The sequence below is a fragment of the Ferriphaselus sp. R-1 genome (assembly GCF_000746095.1).
Classification (GTDB): Bacteria; Pseudomonadota; Gammaproteobacteria; order Burkholderiales; family Gallionellaceae; genus Ferriphaselus.
This window is the reverse complement of the sequence record NZ_JQKP01000001.1, coordinates 77,792-93,169: the sequence shown is the minus strand read 5'-3', so window position 1 is coordinate 93,169 and position 15,378 is coordinate 77,792. Positions and strand designations below refer to the sequence as shown.

13 protein-coding genes are annotated in these 15,378 nt (G+C 61.2%); 6 read left to right on the top strand and 7 right to left on the bottom strand.

What is annotated here, in order from left to right; translation table 11 throughout:
• The first annotated feature begins 53 nt into the window (after positions 1–53).
• The 6 genes from DM08_RS00425 (at position 54) to DM08_RS00400 (ending at position 9,599) form a co-directional block, all read left to right on the top strand.
• Entirely contained in the window at positions 54–644 is a 591-nt protein-coding gene (locus tag DM08_RS00425; protein WP_035382627.1) for an SCO family protein, read from the top strand.
• A 62-nt stretch (positions 645–706) separates the two neighbouring features.
• Positions 707–991, top strand: coding sequence for a hypothetical protein (locus DM08_RS00420; protein ID WP_035382625.1), 285 nt, complete (start codon positions 707–709; stop codon positions 989–991).
• A 49-nt stretch (positions 992–1,040) separates the two neighbouring features.
• Complete coding sequence (locus DM08_RS12070) at positions 1,041–6,353, top strand: fibronectin type III domain-containing protein (protein WP_051937683.1); 5,313 nt, start codon at positions 1,041–1,043, stop codon at positions 6,351–6,353.
• Between the two features lie 128 nt (positions 6,354–6,481).
• Entirely contained in the window at positions 6,482–7,171 is a 690-nt protein-coding gene (locus DM08_RS00410; protein WP_035382623.1) for an FKBP-type peptidyl-prolyl cis-trans isomerase N-terminal domain-containing protein, read from the top strand.
• 17 nt (positions 7,172–7,188) lie between these two features.
• Positions 7,189–7,806 (top strand): hypothetical protein, encoded by a 618-nt coding sequence (locus DM08_RS00405; RefSeq protein ID WP_035382621.1) that lies wholly within the window; start codon positions 7,189–7,191, stop codon positions 7,804–7,806.
• Positions 7,807–7,817: 11 nt separating this feature from the next.
• Positions 7,818–9,599, top strand: coding sequence for a c-type cytochrome (locus tag DM08_RS00400; protein ID WP_081908703.1), 1,782 nt, complete (start codon positions 7,818–7,820; stop codon positions 9,597–9,599).
• Positions 9,600–9,630: 31 nt separating this feature from the next.
• Here DM08_RS00400 and DM08_RS00395 read toward each other — a convergent pair whose 3' ends face one another.
• From DM08_RS00395 to rpiA, 7 genes are all read right to left on the bottom strand, one after another.
• Positions 9,631–9,972, bottom strand: coding sequence for a hypothetical protein (locus DM08_RS00395; protein WP_035382617.1), 342 nt, complete (start codon positions 9,970–9,972; stop codon positions 9,631–9,633).
• A gap of 109 nt (positions 9,973–10,081) precedes the next feature.
• Positions 10,082–11,272 carry a type II secretion system F family protein gene (locus tag DM08_RS00390; protein WP_035382615.1) on the bottom strand — a complete coding sequence of 397 codons (1,191 nt, stop codon included), beginning with the start codon at positions 11,270–11,272 and terminating at the stop codon, positions 10,082–10,084.
• Positions 11,273–11,281: 9 nt separating this feature from the next.
• The gene (locus tag DM08_RS00385; protein ID WP_035382610.1) at positions 11,282–11,938 is read right to left on the bottom strand and encodes a response regulator; all 657 of its coding nucleotides are present in this window, start codon (positions 11,936–11,938) and stop codon (positions 11,282–11,284) included.
• Between the two features lie 357 nt (positions 11,939–12,295).
• Positions 12,296–12,904: a LexA family protein gene (locus DM08_RS00380; RefSeq protein WP_035382605.1), complete on the bottom strand. Its 609-nt coding sequence runs from the start codon at positions 12,902–12,904 to the stop codon at positions 12,296–12,298.
• Positions 12,905–12,960: 56 nt separating this feature from the next.
• Positions 12,961–13,905, bottom strand: a complete 945-nt coding sequence (gene ppx, locus DM08_RS00375; protein ID WP_051937682.1) for an exopolyphosphatase — start codon at positions 13,903–13,905, stop codon at positions 12,961–12,963.
• A gap of 13 nt (positions 13,906–13,918) precedes the next feature.
• Positions 13,919–14,629, bottom strand: coding sequence for a phosphate signaling complex protein PhoU (gene phoU / locus DM08_RS00370; RefSeq protein ID WP_035382603.1), 711 nt, complete (start codon positions 14,627–14,629; stop codon positions 13,919–13,921).
• Positions 14,630–14,695: 66 nt separating this feature from the next.
• On the bottom strand, positions 14,696–15,355 hold the full coding sequence (rpiA, locus tag DM08_RS00365; RefSeq protein ID WP_035382602.1) for a ribose-5-phosphate isomerase RpiA: 660 nt from the start codon (positions 15,353–15,355) through the stop codon (positions 14,696–14,698).
• Positions 15,356–15,378 lie beyond the last annotated feature (23 nt).

Below are 15,378 nucleotides of genomic sequence, written 5' to 3'. Positions count from 1 at the left end.
TCGCATCTGAAGAGGTGCCCCGGAATCACACGGAAGGCGAGGGTAGTATTACCATGCAGTTCAGATGCACGTTATGGACGTTGTTGTTATGCCTGATCTGGAGCACGGCAGATGCCTCGGACGGCGCACATGCTCACCACCATCCAGCCCACTTGGAGTCCAAGGTCTCTGCGGGAAACTATGCAGCCCCTGCGGTGCAGTTGCTGCGTGACGATGGCAAGTATGTGGCCCTGAGGGACGAGCTGGATGATGGTCGGGCAGTATTGCTGTCTTTCATCTACACCGACTGCACGGCGGTGTGTCCGCTGGTCAGCCGGACCTTGGCCGAATTCCAGGGAATGCTGGATAGGAAGCGCGACGCGGTGCACATCGTATCGATCTCCATCGATCCGGAGCAGGACACCCCCACTCGTCTGCGGGACTACGCTCAGCGCTACGGTGCCGAACCGGGCTGGCAGCATTACACCGGCACCACGGCTGCCAGCATTCAAGTACAGCAAGCGTTCGAGGTCTACCATGGCGACAAGATGAATCACACACCGGTGTTCTTCCTGCGCAAGTCTGCCGGCACGAGTTGGGTGAGATTAGACGGTTTTGTAACTGCAGCGGAATTGTTCGAGAAGTATCGGGGATTGGATCAGTAGCACAAGTTTTAGGCAACCGTCATGGTGACGGGTATGGATCATCTGAAATGAAGGGAACTATCATGATCAAGAGCAGTGAAATCAAGGCAAAGTGGCTGGTGCTGTGGCTGTCGGTATTGGCGGCGCTGAGCTGTCAGGCGGCCTGGGCCGCCCCTCAGGCCGCTTCAGGCGTGCCGGCGACAAGCGAAAAAGGCAAGACAAGTGCGGTAACCATTCCCAGCACCAATCCGGACGATGTCGCCAACAAGAGTCGCTCATGGCGCAAACGCAAGGCCGATCTATCCAAGAAAGACATTCAGGCCACCAAGCGGGCAATGAAGCAGCAGGCGATCAGTCAGGGGCTGTGACCCCGACTGACTGCACAAAGAAATCCAGAGAACTCAGGGAAGGAAAATCATGAAACGTCTTGCTGCGAACGGCTTGTTCACACTGGCAGTATTGCCTTTTGCAATCCACCAGGCCTATGCTGGCCCCGGCTGGGGTGATAGCTTCGATATCACCGGCGCACCGATCAAGGTGCAGACCTATTACGCCAACAGCCCCTCGGGTGTGCGGCCCAACCCATTGGGTGGCGCGCCTATCGACACCGGCACTCCGCTGCGTAAGTTCGTAGACACACTGCCCGGCCTGGGCGAAGCTGCCGCCAACAATCTCGGCCAGTACATCCCGGTCGCCACGCCCGAGAAATGGGTAGATGGCAATGGCAATGTGACTAACGACGACTACTACGAGCTGGCGGTGGTCGAGTACACCGAGCGGATGCACAGCGACCTGGCCAAGCCGACCCGCCTGCGCGGCTACGTGCAGATCTCCACACCCAACAATCCTGGCAAGCATATCGCCCTGAACTACCCGGACGGCTCGCCCATTCTGGACAATGCAGGCAACCAGGTCTACGCCGTGGATCACCCCCACTATCTGGGACCGCTGATCAGCGCCACACGCGGTGTCGCCGTCCGCTTCAAGTACACCAACTATCTGCCGGTGGGCGCAGCTGGCGAGCTGTTCATCCCGGTCGACCCGACCATCCCCGGTGCCGGCCTGGGACCAGATGGCGCGACCTCGTTCACCCAGAACCGGGTGGCCATCCACTGGCACGGCGGTGATTCGCCGTGGATCAGCGACGGCACGCCGCACCAGTGGATCGCTCCAGCCGGTGAGGCTGCCGCGTATGCCGCAGGCATGGGCAAGGGCGCGGCCACTGCCAATGTACCGGATATGCCGGATCCCGGCCCCGGCTCCAACACCATGTATTTCCCGAACAACCTGAGCGCCCGCTTCATGTTCTACCACGATCACACCTCGGGCCTGACCCGACTGAACGTGTACGCCGGTGTCGCAGCCGGCTATCTGGTGTCCGACCCGGTGGAGCAGGACTTGGTCAACTCCGGCATCATCCCCGCCGCACAGATCCCGCTGGTGATCCAGGATAAGTCCTTCGTACCCAAGGACATCGCCGAGCAGGATGCCAAGTGGGACACTAACCATTGGGGGCAAGAAGGCGACCTCTGGTATCCGCACGTCTACGAGACCAACCAGGATCCGAACTCCATCGACGGCACCAATCCAGTCGGGCGCTGGGACTGGGGTCCCTGGTTCTGGCCAGTGTTCCCGGCACAGTACTCCCTGCCCTCCGGCAGCTATGGCGACGTAACCGTCACACCGGAAGCGTTTTGCGATACGGCGGTGGTCAACGGTACGGCCTACCCGACCTTGACCGTCGATCCACAAGCCTACCGTTTGCGCGTGCTGAACGCCTCCAACGACCGCTACCTGAACCTGAGCCTGTTCGTAGCGGACGACTCCATCCCCGAGTTCGACCCCGTGACGGGCGCACCGAACCCCGGTTTCGGCAAGGAAGTCAGAATGGTGCCAGCCTCCGTCCCGACCGACCCCGCGCTGGCAGCAGCTTGGCCCGCAACCTGGCCCAAGGATGGTCGTGCGGGCGGCGTACCCGACCCGGCGACACTGGGACCGGATTTCGTCGTGATCGGCAGCGAAGGCGGCCTGCTCCCGGCACCCGCCGTAGTCCCACCGCACCCGATCACATATGACATGAACCGCCGCACCATCACCGTGCTGAACGTGATGGATCACGGCTTGTACATGGGCCCGGCTGAACGGGCCGATGTCGTGGTCGATTTCTCGCAGTACGCGGGCAAGACCCTGATCGTCTACAACGATGCTCCGGCCCCGGTTCCCGCATTCGACCCACGCATCGACTATTACACCGGCGATGGCGACCAGTCCGCCGCTGGTGGCGCGGGCAACACCTTGCCGGGCTACGGCCCGAACACCCGGACCGTCATGCAGATCAAGGTGAATGCAGCGCCCGCAGGTGGCGCCGCGTTTGACCTGGCCGCGTTGCAAGGCGCGCTGCCGGTGGCATACGGTCAAAGCCAGGAACGCCCCATCGTGCCCGAAGTAGCCTACAACGCCGCCTTCGGCACTGCTGATGTGGACAACTACGCCAAGATCTCGACCGGCACCGCGAACCAGCCGACCTTCAACTGGACAGCCACCGGCCCGCAGACCATCACCGGCCTGACATTGACCGGCGGCGGGACCGGCTACAAGACCGCCCCCACCGTGGTGTTCAATGGCGGCGGCGGGACAGGTGCCCAAGCGGTGGCCACGATCAATGCGGCTACCCGCAAAGTGACCGGCATCACGCTGACCAACCCCGGTACGGGCTACACGTCGGCACCGCTCATCACCTTCACGGGCGGCGGCGGTATCGGTGCCACCGCGACGGTGCAGACCGATCTGACCCAATCGCTGCCGGTGCAGAACAAAGCCATCCAGGAATTGTTCGATCCGGTCTATGGCCGCATGAATGCGACACTGGGTGTCGAACTGCCCTTCACCACCGCGTTGACGCAGACGACCATCCCCCTGAACTACGTCGACCCGGCCACCGAGACCGTAGCCGATGGCGAGACCCAGATCTGGAAGATCACCCACAACGGCGTGGACTCGCACCCGGTCCACTTCCACTTGGTGAACGTGCAGGTGATCAACCGCATAGGCTGGGACGGCACGGTCAAACCGCCCTTCCCGAACGAGCTGGGCTGGAAAGAGACCGTCACGATGAATCCGCTGGAAGACATCGTGGTCGCGCTGAAGGCCAAGCGCCCGCAAGTGCCGTTCGGTCTTCCGCAAAGTATTCGTCCGATGGACCCTTCGCAACCGCTGGGTTCGACGCTGGGCTTCACCCAGATCAACCCGCTGACCAACGCGCCCAAGGTCGTCGCCAACGCCATCGCGAACTATGACAACGAGTACGTGTGGCACTGCCACATCCTCGGTCACGAGGAGAACGATTTCATGCGTCCGGTAGTGTTCAAGCCGACCGTGGTGGTGCCCGATGCCCCCGGCAGCTTGAGCGTCGATGCTGCAGGAACCCTGGTCTGGGGCGATCCAACCCCCTTGGGCGGGTTCGATGCCGCCAGCGTAGCCACCGCCGGGAATGCCAAGAACGAGATCGGTTTCATCGTTCAACGCGCCCCCGTCGTGGCGGATGTGATCGGCGCATTTGCCGAGGTCGCCAAGGTCGCAGCCAACCTGACCAGCTGGACCGACCAGAATCGAGTGATGGGAGACACTTATGCCTATCAGGTCCTGGCGTATAACGTAGCGGGCACGTCCCTGCCTTCGAACATCGTCAACTCCTCCGTCCCGATGACGCCACCGCTGGCCCCCAGCAATCTGATGGCCAACCCGGTGACGGCCAGCCATGTCACCTTGACGTGGACGGACAATGCCAGCAACGAGAAGTCGTACGAAGTGCTGCGCGATGGTGCGCTGATCGGCGTGTTGGCGGCAGGCGCAACCAGCTACACCGACAATACCGTCACCGGCAACACTACCTACAGCTATGAGGTTAGGGCAGTCAATCCGACGGGCTCCGCCTCTTCCGGTACGATCTCGGTCGCAACGCCCTATGCGATGCCACTGGCTCCGACTCTGTTGACCGCATCCAGCGTCACGGCTGACCAGATCACCCTGACCTGGCAAGACAACGCGGGCAATGAGACCAGCTACGAGGTATGGCGCAACGGCGTGCTGCTCACCACACTGGCTGCCGATAGCGCTACGTTCGCGGATACGGCACTGACCCAGAACACGACCTACACCTACGAGGTGCGGGCGGTCAATCCGGCTGGCTTCGCGTCGTCCGGCGTGATCTCGGTGCATACCTCGTATGCCCCACCGGCTGCGCCAGGCAATCTGGTGGCAGCTCCGGTCGCATTCAATCAGGTCACCCTGAACTGGGCAGATAACGCAGGCAACGAGACCAGCTACGAAGTCTGGCGCAATGGCGCACTGCTGACGACACTGGGCGTGAACGCCGTGACCTACGTGGACAACACCGTCACCGAGAACACGGCTTACAGCTATCTGGTCAAGGCCGTCAACCCGGCGGGAGCTGTCGCGTCGAACCAGGTGACACTGACCACGCCGTTCTCCGTGCCTCTGGCCCCGACCGGACTGACCGTACTGGGCGGTGCCGCCGGAGCGGGCGTTCAGGCGACCTTGAGCTGGACCGATGTAGCCTTCAACGAATCCAGCTACGTGGTAGAGCGCCAGTTGAGCACAGCAGGTGCCGCTTGTGATGCCGCAGGAACCTGGGCGGCACTCGTCACGCTGGCAGCCGGCAGCACCGGCACGACCGATGCGACAACGGCAGCCGGCGCCTCCTATTGCTACCGCGTGAAGGCGGTGAATGCGGCAGGCTCCAGCACTTGGGCCATGTCGGCAACAGCCGTGACCATGCCGCTGGTGGTGACAGCCCCGTCAGCGCTCACCGCCACGCCGAACGCAGCAGGCACCTCGGTGGCCCTGGCCTGGAACGACATGGCCAACAACGAGACCGCGCATCAGGTCTGGGCATCGGTGAACGGCGGTGCCTACACCCTGCTGACCACGCTGAACAGCTCGACTCGCCAGCGTACTCAGACCGCACGCGGCATGACCTACGCCGCAGCGACCACACCGGGCAGCGTCTACAGCTTCCAGGTGGTGGCGATCGTGGTCAGCGGGGCTTCGACCTTCGCCTCGGCTCCGGCTACGGTGACAGCGGATCTGACCGGTCCGGGTGCGTTGGCCGCTCCGACCAACCTGAGCGCTGCTCCGGCCACGGCCACCAGTGCGACGCTGAGCTGGGTGGATAACGCCAACAACGAGAATGCCTACATAGTCGAAGCTTCGACCAACGGCGCTCCGTTCGTGACTTTGGCGACCGTAGCAAGTTCGAATGCTCAACGCACAGCCGTGGCGCGTACGGTGACGTACACCGCAGCGGTGGTAGCAGGCAACACCTACAGCTTCCAGGTGAAGGCCACCGCTACCGCGTTCGGTGTCACGGCAACCTCGGCAGTGGCGGGCCCGGTAGACCTGAACATGACGCCTCCGGCTGCACCCAGCAACGTAGCCGCTGCTGTCGGGGCGGTGGGTTCGCGTACCGCGACGGTCACCTGGACGGATAATGCCAACAACGAATCCGGCTTCACCATCCAGCGCAGCACGATGAGCAGAGCAGGTACGTGGGGAGCTTGGGCCAATGTGGGCACGACAGCAGCCAATGTGACCACGTTCACCAATACCCGCCTCACCGCAGGTACAAGTTACCGCTATCAAGTGATGGCAACAGGTGGCGCAGGTAACTCCGCTTATGCCGGCCCATCCAACACCGTAATAGCGCAGTAAGTCCAGAGCCCCTGATCTGGGAGGTTTGCCCATCAGGGGCCACAGCAGTTGAACGCTGCCAGCAGTTTCAAGCAACGGGTATGATTCCGGGCGGGAGACTCTGGCAGCATTCTTTTTAAGGAGCGAGAATGTCATCAAGGATGATTGTGTCTGGCCTGCTCATCGCGGCGACCATGCAGACGGCACTGGCGGAACAGGTCAAGTTCAAGACACAGCAGGAGATGTTGAGCTATGGCATCGGTGTCAGCGTGGCGCGCAACCTGAAGAAGCAAGGCAGTGACATGGACATGGATTTGCTGGTGCGCGGACTGAAGGACGGCATGAGCGGCAAACCATTGCTGATCCCGGAAAAGGATCTGCGCAAGCTGATGAACGCCTATCAGAGCGAAGTAAGGCAGCGGATGCAGAAGGACCGCCGCGTAGCGCAGGAGGAGAACCGCAAGCGCGAGGAAGCCTTCCTGGAGAAGAACAAGGCCGAGAAGGATGTGGTGGCACTGCCCAGTGGACTGCAATACCGGATATTGAAGGCTGGCACTGGCCGCAAGCCGACCGAAGCCGATCTGATCGAGTGCAACTATCGCGGCACGCTGCTCGATGGCACGGAATTCGATGCTACCGAAGCCGGCCACCCCGCAACGCTCAAGCTCTCGGCCCTGATCACGGGGTGGAAGGAAGCGCTCAAGCTGATGCCCGAAGGATCCAGATGGCAGATCTTCATCCCCGCAAAACTGGCTTACGGCGAACGCGGCGTAGGCACCGAGATCGGCCCCAACGAAACACTGCAGTTCGATGTAGAGTTGCTTGCCATCAAGCAGTGACACACGGAGAGACGATCATGCGCAGACTGGAGCGAAGCCTAGGGATAGGGATACTTGCGGCATGGGTCAGCGGCATCACCGGCTGCGCAACGGCCACGCCCTTGCCCAACGGTTATGTACAGGCCCCTGTGGCCTTGCCGGACACGCAACTGGTCAACTCCAACCGCCTGATCGGCGGCGAGGGAAGCGATCAGGATGTGCAAGCGTTCGATAGCTTCCAGCTCAACGCACCGGCGCAGATCTCTCATATCTGCTGGCGCGGCAGTGCGGCAGACGCGTCACTTGCGGGCTTCACGCTCACCTTGTACCCCGCCACCAATGACGCATTCGCCGGGCCGGACGTGCGCAATCCGCTGGAAGTGATACGAGTGAGCGGGCATGCGCACGAACAGCCTGCGGGGATGAAACTGTCGGACTTTTCGGTGGAACTGGGGCGCCCGCTGGCGCTGGCCGCCGACACCCGATACTGGCTGTCCGTCGTGGCCGACCGCACCGATCTGTCGCCCTGGGGCTGGGCGAACAGCCCGGCAGGCGATGGTAAGTCGCTACAGGCATACTCCGAGTTCAGGGTGCTCCCGGCAACGGGGGACAGGAGTTTCTGCCTGCGCGCTGCGCCTCCCCAGCCTTCCCGGTAGCGCGCACGCATATGCAACGACTCTGCGTCTCCGCCCTGACCTTGTTCACGCTGGTGCTCGGCGCACCGACCACTTGGGCCGGGGACGGGGATGAGGTCGAGATCGGGCGACGGATCTACCTCGAAGGCAGACTCTCCTCGGGCGCGGCCCTGGAAGCTGAGCGCGCAGGCGGCACGGCGGTTTCCGGCGCTCAGGCCGCGTGTGCCAACTGCCACCGCCGCAGCGGCATGGGAGCAGTCGAAGGGACGCTGTTGGTGCCGCCCATCAGCGGACACTTCCTGTTCGATCAGGAAGGGCAGAATCTGGCCACGCTGGATCAGCGTCGCCGCAAGAGTTTCAACCAATCCCACACGCCTTACACCTCGGAGTCTCTCGCGTTGGCGGTGAAGAACGGGGTCGGCAGCGACGGGCGCGAACTGAATGTGGTCATGCCCCGCTTCCATCTGAGTGACCGCGACATGCAGGCATTGGAGGCCTACCTGCGGCAACTTTCCTCCGCATGGTCGCCCGGAGTCAGCGCCAGCAGCATACGTTTCGCCACCGTCATCACCCCGGAGGTAACACCGGAACGGCGACAGGCCCTGCTCGACGTGCTACGTTCAGCGTTCGTCCAGAAGAACGCCAGCACCGTGGTGGCCAGCCGCGCCGGTGGTCGGCGGCACATGGTGACATCGGCGGAGCTGGTGCTGGGGACCGAGCGCACCTGGGAACTGGATGTATGGCAGCTGACCGGGACAGCGGACACCTGGGCGGCACAGCTGGCGGAACATTACCGGGCACATCCGGTGTTCGCCCTGATCTCGGGTATCTCGGACGACACCTGGGCACCGGTGCACCACTTCTGCCAACAGGAAAAGCTCCCCTGCTGGTTCCCCAGCGTGCCACTGCCGGAACAGGACGGCTCGCCTTATTCGATATATTTCTCCCGTGGGTTGGCGCTGGAGGCCGATCTGCTGGCGCAGCACCTCGGCGCTCAGCAGAAGAAGCCAGCCCGGGTGATTCAAGTATTTCGCACAGCGCAGGTCGGACAAGTTGCGGAGCAGATGCTTGCGCATCGCCTGGCCGCCTCAGGCATACAGGTGGAAGACCGGGCACTCGCGGAGCATGGCGATGGCAGCCTGCGCAAGGCGCTGGCGGGGGTAGGCAGCAAGGACAGTGTAGTGTACTGGCTCAAGGCTCCCGACGTGGCGACGCTAAGCTCGATGCTGCCAGTCGGCGCAAGTTACTTCTCGGCGACCCTGGCCGGGGCGGAGAACGCTCCTGTGCCCCCCTTGTGGAAACGCCAGGCTCGTCTGCTCTACCCCTACGCCCTGCCGCAAGACCGGCGAACCGGATTGGCTTACTTCCACAGCTGGATGAGATTACGCAAGCTGCCTCTGGTTGACGAGGTGCTGCAATCCGAAGCGTATTTTGCCGTCAACTTCCTGACCGACACGCTGGCCGAGATGCTGGACAACGTGTATCGGGATTACCTGCTGGAACGAGCAGAGAGCATGCTCGGCCAGCGTGAGGCGGGCAAGGCGGAGCAGGAAGCGCGGGAACGCGCCGTGCTTGGCCGCGCAGGTGACTTGGGGAGTCACTATCCCTCAAGACGTTCGATGAGCGACACACGCGATCTGGTCGCGATGGAGGCCAGCACCAACCGCACAGGCACGCCTAGGGGAACAACCAGCTATCCGCATTTGAGTCTGGCCCAAGGACAGCGCTTCGCTTCCAAGGGCGGCTACATCGTGCGTTTTGACCTGTCGGCGGGGAAAGGCGTAGTGGCAGACTCTGAATGGCTCGCGCCATGAGGCACGGCGGCGAGGGCCGCCGTTCATTCGCTTACATGAAGGTATACAGCAGGTTGGGACCGAGCAAGTTGATACCCACAGTGCATGACTGATCGTTTCGCGCCGCCGGGTTTGTTGCGGCATCGGCTCCACCCGGGCTGTTCCATACCACGATGCCATTGACGAGCATGTCCACCACTTCGTTCTGATATTTCACGCGCACGTTGGAAACCTTGTCGATGAAGCGATCGACTTGCAGACTGATGCCTGCCGGCGAGATGTCCCGAACCGAGATCACATCGGAGCAGCCCTCATCGGACAACAGCCAGAACTTCCCCTTGGGTTGTTGTTTGAGCGTGGTACGTTGTTCACTGCGCTTGATCTGGTTCAGCATCTGCAAATCCCTGAGGCGATGTTCATGGTATGTGTAAGAACTGTGGAGCGGTGCGATTGTAAAGCCTACTCCGCGGAGTGCCAATAGAAAACACCGGGCTGCCCTGAGGTCACTGGATGTTCCCGGCAAGATCGAACACGGGCATGTACATCAGGATCACGATGGCCCCGATCACTACGCCGATCAACGCCATCAGGATAGGCTCGAACAGCTTGGTGAACCACTCCACCCAGCGCGCCATCTCTTCATCGTAAAAGGCAGCGATGCGTTCCATCATTTCGCCCATATTGCCGGTGCGCTCGCCCACGCGCAGCATGCGCAATGCCACCGGCGTGGTCAGCTCGTTCCTTTCCATCGCATGCGAGATCGAATTCCCCTCGCGTATGCTGGTGGTAGCCTGTTCCAGGCAGGCCCGCAAACTGGGTTGCAGCAAACCCGAGACCATGCCCAGCGCATTGACGATGGGTGTGCCGCCCTTGAGCAGCATGGCCAGAGTACGGTAGAAACGAGCGAGCTGATAAATGTGCATGCGTTCGCCCAGAGCGGGGATGCGCCATAGTTGCAGCAGGAGTCGTTCCCGTACTGATGGTCGGGTCAACGTGTAAGCAACGAGTGCCACCACGGACAACAGCAACAGCAACATGGTCATGCCATGCGCCTCCAGTAACGTTCCCCACTGCAACAACAAGCTGGACATCCACGGCAACTCGGTGTTGCTGCCCTCATACACGGCAGAGAACTTGGGCACGACATAGCCCATCAGAAAGACCACGACCAACCCGCCCACCCCCAGCAGCAGTGCCGGGTAGATTGACGCGCTGACGATCTTCTTGCGGACCAGATCGAGTTGCAACTGGTAAGTGACGAAGCGCGCAAGCGCCTCGGTCATACCGCCGGTCTTCTCGCTGGCGCGCACTGTGGCGATGTACAACGGCGGGAAAATGCCGGGCAGCTCATTCAGAGCTGAGGAAAAGGTCTGCCCCTCGTACAGGCGCGCCACGATGCCGTCATAGACCTTCTTGATGTCGGCATGCCGCTCTTTCTCGGCCAAGGCTTCCAGCGCCTCGATCAGGCTCAGGCCTGCGGTCAACAAGGAGAGCAGTTCCTGACTGAACAGCACCAGCGGAAAGTTGCTCCGCCCGGAGGTGATGCGTGTCGCCAAAGAGCCCGTCGGACGTGCGCTGAGTACCGTGTAGCCCTGATTTCTGGCCTGCAGACGGGCATCCGCCGCGTCCATCGCATCCAGTGCGATCAAGCCGATCTTCTCGCTGCCCTTGAGAACTTTGAGCTCGAATTTCATCGTCAGCGCTTACAGCACCACCAAGCCCTTCTCGATGGCATAAGCGGTCAACGCGGCAGCGTTGCGCATACCCAACTTCCTCATCAGATTGGCCCGGTGCTTCTCGACCGTCTTGACGCTGATACCCAGACACTCGGAGATCTTCTTGTTGGTGTTACTTTCAGCGATCAGCTTCAGCACTTCGCGCTCACGCGCGGTGAGCGTGTCGCGAGAATGGCCGGCACCGTACGCCCCCTCCTGACCAAGATATCCGTTGATAACCTTCTCGGATACTTCCGGACTCAGGTACATCTTGCCCTGCAGCACATTGCGTATCGCGATGCGCAATTCATTATGGGTCGACTCTTTGAGCAGGTAGCCATTGGCACCGGCACGCAGACTCTCATGGATATATTCGTCCGACTTATGCACGGTCAGGGCGATGATGCGCACCTGTAGGTTGCTGCGCCTGACGTTGCGTATCACTTCTATCCCGCTGATACCGGGCATGGCGAGATCCAACAGGACCAGGTCTGGCTGAAGACTCTCGATCTGCTCCAGAGCCTCGCGCCCCTCACCCGACTCGCCCACCACTTCCACATCCGACTCTTGCGAAAGCAACGCCCGCATGCCCTCCCTGAACAGCACATGGTCATCCACCAGCAAGACTCGATACTTCTTGTTCATAATCCATCCCTCCGAGCGCCGCGACACCTGATCTTCGGCTCGCGGATTCTAGCCTAGCCTGTCGGCTTTTATCGCAGAAAGTTGAATTTGCAATAAATATACACAAATCACCCTCCTGATAATAAGCAAATATAAGTACCAAAAATACATAGTTAAAGTTACATCCAAGCTTGCCGAAGACTGCTGCAGTTTTTCGCATATCGGGAAAGGCACAGTGTTTGAAGGCGGTCAATCACTCGGCGACGAAATGGACCACCGAGTTGCAATGCTCGGGCAAGATCGATGTGAATGACCAGGCCTGCGGGAGAGGCCCAGCCGAGAAAGTAGCTGCCGTAAGCTCCGGCCACCTGGCAGCAGCTAGTGCCGGTATTTGCGCACCAGGCCGATCAGCACACCGAAGATTTCCAGCGAGCCGTGCGGGCGGATCACGGGGAAGTCCGGGTTGGCAGGGCGCAGGACGAATTCCCCATCTTCCTTGTCCAGCGTCTTGAGGGTGTAGTCGTTATCGACGACGGCCACGACAATTTCTCCGATGTTAGCGATGGGCCGCTTCTCGACGACGGCGACATCTCCCTCGTGGATGCCTGCCCCGATCATCGAATCGCCCTTGACCGTGATCAGGATGGTCTTGGATGGCACTTCGATCAACATCTCGTCGATGACCATATAGTCTGCCTGGGTCGCCATCACCGCCACCGGCATACCGGCCTGCACGGTGGATTCGGCCAGCGGACGGGCAAAGAACAAGCGGGTCGGCACCCAGACTCCATCGGGGGTTCGTTCGATGAGGTGCTCTTTACCCAGCCGCTCCAGTATCGTCTTGACCCAGGATTTGGAGGCGATGCCGAATATCTCGCACAACTTGGCGTAAGAAGGGATGCTCTTCCAGTCCGCATAGTAGTCCTGCAATCTGGCCAGATATTCAGCGTCTTTGCTGTTTGCTGCGGATGTGTCGAAATCAGTCACGAGGAACCCTCACAGAACGAACGTGCTGCGCATCCTAAAGAGCACGACGGAGGATGTCAACGAGTTTCCTCCCGTTCGCTGCGCAAGCCCGATGCATTCAGCAGATCCTGCAATACACCCTCGCGCAAGGCGCTCTCGGCGGCGCACATATGTTCTATGCCCAAGGTCTGGAACACGGCGTACAGGATGGCGAATCCGCCAGGCAGGACCGGGATGCGATCCGGCTTGATCCCGGTAAGGTCTAGCCTGGACGCATCGCCAAGCTCGATCAGGCGTGCGTACAGCGCATCCAGTGCGACGCGGGTCAGATCGCCGTCACTATAGCCGTTGAGTTTGAGGATCTGGCTGACCACACAGGCGGTGCCTGCCGAACCGTAGGCGACATCCCAGTTCGCGCGGGCGAAGTCATCGCTGACCGATGCCAAGACTGCGCTGGCCGCGCTGACGGCGTTTGCCAGTGCGGCGGCAGTGATGCGCCCCTCGGGGAAGAAGCGGCGGCTGTAGCCGACACAGCCCAACTGCAGGCTATCCAGGCGATGAGTGCTGAAGCCGCTGCCGAGGATGAGCTCCGTCGAACCGCCGCCGATGTCCATGACCAAACGCCTCTCGGAGGTGTCCGGCAAGCTGTGTGCCACGCCGAGGTAGATCAGCCTAGCCTCCTCCGGCCCCGCAATGATCTCGATGGGCAAGCCCAACGCAGCTTCGGCCTGAGGCAGGAATTCGGCGGAGTTTCTGGCGATGCGCAAGGTGTTGGTGGCGACCACACGCACCGCGCTGGGTGCCATCTGGTGCAGCAGTTCACGGAAGCGGTTCAGGCAGGCGAGCGCACGGTCACGGGCAGCGGCTCCAAGATTTCCATCGGCATCCAGCCCACCTGCCAGACGGACGGGTTCGCGCAGGCCGTCGATCAGTGCCAGCTGGCCATGTTCGACGCGGGCGAATTGCAGTCGAAAGCTATTGGAACCGAGATCGATCGCGGCCAGGACCGGACTGTTGCACACGCTACCGCCCCGTTCAACTGGCGGCAGCTTCGCGCTCGATCTCTTCCACAGTGACGTGGCGCACGTCGCGCCCCTTGACCATATAGACCACGTATTCGGACATGTTCTTGGCATGGTCGCCGATGCGTTCGATGGCCTTGGCGACGAACAGGATCTCCAGCGAGGTGGAGATGGTGCGCGGGTCTTCCATCATGAAGGTGATGAGGTAGCGCATGATGGCGCGGAACTCTTCATCCACCTGCTCATCCTGACGCACCACTTGGGCGGCGGTATGCAGATCGAGTCGGGCGAAGGCATCCAGCGATTTGCGCAGCATGTCCAGCGCAATCTCGGCGGCATGCTTGATCTCGTTGTAGCGCGGCAGGTTCAGGCGCTCGCGCTGCGACAGCAGTTTGGCCATGCGGGCGATCTTCTCCGCCTCGTCGCCGATGCGCTCCAGATCGGTGATGGTCTTGATGACGGTCATCACCATGCGCAGATCGCCAGCGGCAGGCTGGCGGCGGGCGATGATCTGACTGCAGGTCTCGTCGATCTCGACCTCCATCGCGTTGACGCGGTGGTCATCGGCTACCACTCGGTTCATCAGGTCGACATCGCCATTGGTCAGGGCCTCGACGGCCAGCCGGATCTGGTTCTCTACCAATCCTCCCATCTGCAGTACGCGGGCGCGCACCGCTTCTAGTTCGGCATCAAACTGTTTCGAGGTATGTTCGTTGTTAATCATGGTGTTCCTCAAGACTTCCGATCGAATCGGCAAGTGTATGGCTGCAAGATGAAGTTTTCGTGACGCTCAAGCGGTCATCGTCTTGACACCCTCGGCGGTGCCCAACAACAGCACATCGGCGGGACGGCGGGCGAACAGGCCGTTGGTCACCACACCCGGCAGGTGATTGATCGCCGTCTCCAACTCCACCGGGTTCAGGATGCTCAGGCCATGGACATCCAGGATCAGATTGCCGTTGTCGGTGGTGAACCCGGCCCGCAACTGCGGTTGTCCGCCCATGCGTACCAACTCACGCGCCACGTAGCTGCGCGCCATCGGGATCACTTCCACCGGCAGCGGGAACTTGCCCAGCACGTCCACCAGCTTGCTGGCATCGCACACGCAGATGAACTTCTTGCTGGCCGCCGCCACGATCTTCTCGCGCGTCAACGCACCGCCACCGCCCTTGGTCATGTGCATATGACGGGTGATCTCGTCGGCACCGTCCACATACACGGGCAACTCACCGGCATCGTTCAGGGAAACGACTTCGATACCGTGACCTTGCAAGCGCTTGGCCGAGGCTTCCGAGCTAGCGACCGCGCCACGGATCTTGTGCTTGATTTTGCCCAATTCATCGATGAAGAAATTGGCCGTGGAACCCGTACCCACGCCCACGATGCAGTCATTGGGAACATATGCGATGGCCGCTTTGGCTACGGCTTGTTTCAATTCGTCTTGAGTCATGGATCATCCCTTGCTGTCTTTAT

Bases quoted from the DNA above. Each gene is read 5' to 3' on its own strand.
- rpiA (WP_035382602.1), bottom strand. From the start codon at position 15,355: ATGACTCAAGACGAATTGAAACAAGCCGTAGCCAAAGCGGCCATCGCA.
- DM08_RS12070 (WP_051937683.1), top strand. From the start codon at position 1,041: ATGAAACGTCTTGCTGCGAACGGCTTGTTCACACTGGCAGTATTGCCT.
- DM08_RS00410 (WP_035382623.1), top strand. From the start codon at position 6,482: ATGTCATCAAGGATGATTGTGTCTGGCCTGCTCATCGCGGCGACCATG.
- DM08_RS00420 (WP_035382625.1), top strand. From the start codon at position 707: ATGATCAAGAGCAGTGAAATCAAGGCAAAGTGGCTGGTGCTGTGGCTG.
- DM08_RS00390 (WP_035382615.1), bottom strand. From the start codon at position 11,272: ATGAAATTCGAGCTCAAAGTTCTCAAGGGCAGCGAGAAGATCGGCTTG.
- DM08_RS00425 (WP_035382627.1), top strand. From the start codon at position 54: ATGCAGTTCAGATGCACGTTATGGACGTTGTTGTTATGCCTGATCTGG.
- DM08_RS00385 (WP_035382610.1), bottom strand. From the start codon at position 11,938: ATGAACAAGAAGTATCGAGTCTTGCTGGTGGATGACCATGTGCTGTTC.
- DM08_RS00405 (WP_035382621.1), top strand. From the start codon at position 7,189: ATGCGCAGACTGGAGCGAAGCCTAGGGATAGGGATACTTGCGGCATGG.
- DM08_RS00395 (WP_035382617.1), bottom strand. From the start codon at position 9,972: ATGCTGAACCAGATCAAGCGCAGTGAACAACGTACCACGCTCAAACAA.
- DM08_RS00400 (WP_081908703.1), top strand. From the start codon at position 7,818: ATGCAACGACTCTGCGTCTCCGCCCTGACCTTGTTCACGCTGGTGCTC.
- phoU (WP_035382603.1), bottom strand. From the start codon at position 14,629: ATGATTAACAACGAACATACCTCGAAACAGTTTGATGCCGAACTAGAA.